Annotated in this window: 3 protein-coding genes; all 3 read right to left on the reverse strand. The window is 47.9% G+C overall.

All coding sequences use genetic code 11. The features are described 5' to 3' along the window. Positions 1–506 (reverse strand): SDH family Clp fold serine proteinase (locus ACPLUI_RS14095; RefSeq protein ID WP_424660875.1); only part of this gene is annotated, 506 nt, incomplete at its 3' end. A gap of 298 nt (positions 507–804) precedes the next feature. Next, the gene (locus tag ACPLUI_RS14100) at positions 805–1326 is read right to left on the reverse strand and encodes a transposase (RefSeq protein WP_424660876.1); all 522 of its coding nucleotides are present in this window, start codon (positions 1324–1326) and stop codon (positions 805–807) included. Positions 1327–1386: 60 nt separating this feature from the next. Next, the gene (locus ACPLUI_RS14105; RefSeq protein ID WP_424660877.1) at positions 1387–1827 is read right to left on the reverse strand and encodes a hypothetical protein; all 441 of its coding nucleotides are present in this window, start codon (positions 1825–1827) and stop codon (positions 1387–1389) included. Positions 1828–2239 lie beyond the last annotated feature (412 nt).

A 2239-nucleotide genomic window follows, 5' to 3' on the forward strand; every position in this document is an offset into this window, starting at 1 on the left:
GGCCCTAATTCAGAAGCTGCACCCATAAAAATCTTACTTGCCCCAAAACATATCATTGTAGCCGCTGACTTAGCTTTACCTGGAACAATTGCCCAATATTCACCTGTTCCACTATAACTACGACAAATTCGAATTATTCTCTCAGCAGCAAGCGCATCTCCTCCGGGAGAGTTAATAATAAGAGCAAATCCGCCGCTTGTATCTATTCTCTGTAACACATCTTCAAGAACCTTTACATCTTCATCCTCAATCATAACTGGATATCTAAAGCTTGTAAAAAAAGTCAACACGGGATGACCTAATTCATTTTCCAGCTCTACAAGCAAATGCTTTCTGGTCTCATGTCCTTGTTTTTCCTCTAATCGTATTCTCGATATAGCCATTTCTTTTCTTCTTTCTTCCTCCATCGCTAAGCTTCCCTTTCCCATATAGAATATGCCCACACCTCCCTTTTTATTCCCAAAAGGCAACTTAATATCAAACTTGCAAAATATAACATTACTCACCAAGGTAGTTCCTAATTTTCAGATACCCGACCTCCTCTTTCCCCCTAAAGGGGGAGGGGTTCCTGAAAGCGACTTACGCCGCTTTAGGAACGCTGTCCGCCGCCCTTGAGGGCATACCGACAGCGGATTCGGGGCGGCTTTCCCATCGATATCTACTCCACCGGAGTACTTACGGCCTCTGGGGTGTAGCCTTCACCCCGTGCCCCTTCGAGGAACCCTTGAGGAGTAGATTTAAAGCGGCATTGGCATCTGCGTGCCATACTACCTCGCACTTCGGACAACAGGTTTTATTTCGCACTCACCTGTTGATGAGACCTCCGCAGACGACACAAGTAGATGAAGTACCCCGGGTTTCTACCAAAACGACGGCAATATTTTTTTTGACGCACGCGCCTTCGATCGCCTTCCTGAGCATGCGGAAGATCCAGAAGTTGCGGATCAGCAGGTTCTGCGGACCGAAATCCATGTCCGGGCGGATATCTGTCAGGTTTTCGATAAACAGAGTTCCTACTCCGTTTTTCTTGAGGATCCTGGCAATCTGTTTGGCAAGTGCTTCAAAGACGTGCTTTGACCTTTTACTCCGCCTATGGTATAGGAGCTTGAGTTTTCGCGAAGTTTTCCTCCCAATCCTGTTCTGCCGCGCCTGCTCCCGGGAAATCACTTTCGTCCAGTAGAGAAAGTCCCTCCAGAGTTCTCTACCGGAGAAAAGGAGTTGGTAGTCGAGGCTTTTCACGGCGAGAGTAACGAAAGTCCTGGCGCCGAGAACTAACCTGACATACTTCGGTGGTCTGGCCTTTGCAACAAGATCGAGTACCTCCACGACCTGGTGGGCGTACCAACGCCTTTTAACCGGATAGTACTTGAGTTCTAACGTCTCGGGTTACCCGTGAAACCTCATCAGGCCTTTTGTATGAAGCAGGAGTCTATCCCCGCTGCCGTTGCGGAGGTCTCTAAACAATGTGAAGTTCAAGATTTTCACGGTGAGGGAGTAGGAAATGGGTGCTTTGACGGGGATAACTCTGAAGAAACGCTTTCCGGTCTTTCGATCCTTCCAGTATAGGGAGAGAGAGGGTCGTTGTGCCAGTCTGCCCTTTCGGTACAGGCGGAGACAGGCGAAGAATGCGTTCCACGTCCTCCGTGCTTTTTTGATTACCTCCTGCCCTATATAGGCGGGCAGGGTACGATACACCGGGTGCTCCTTGAACTCTGTGGACAGGATTTCGTAGGAAGGTACGGGTTCACCCCGGAAGAAGGCCTGCCTACACCTGTACTGGACGGCGTTCCAGAGGGCAACGCAACGATCCCCGGAGATTTCGAGCACTTGCCTTTGTTGCTTGCTAGGTAAAACCCGGATAACATTTGTTCGCCCCATGTTTCCATTTTAGCACACCTGGCTACCGCTTTCATCCCCAGGCTTAAAAGTCGGAGTCTTCAGTGGCTGACTTTTGGGTAATCCTAAAACTTGGGGGACTTAAGATTGAGGCGGCTTTTTTTGCCAGGAGGAGAATGGTGTTTCACATATTATTTTAAGGAGGGATACTAACGTTAAACGGTAGACCCACCCACTAATTACTTTACAAATTTTGGCCACGCCCAATGTGTTCCCTAACACTTGTGGTAGCTTCTAGTTAACATTTAAACCCAACATGAGTTAAGTTGTCAAGGTATTGACACAATGAGGATAAAGTCAACACACTGTAGGAAATTTTCTAACCCCACCGATTTTACCAACA

Origin of the sequence: Desulfofundulus sp. (assembly GCF_049701015.1) — a bacterium.
Taxonomy (GTDB): domain Bacteria; phylum Bacillota; class Desulfotomaculia; order Desulfotomaculales; family Desulfovirgulaceae; genus Desulfofundulus.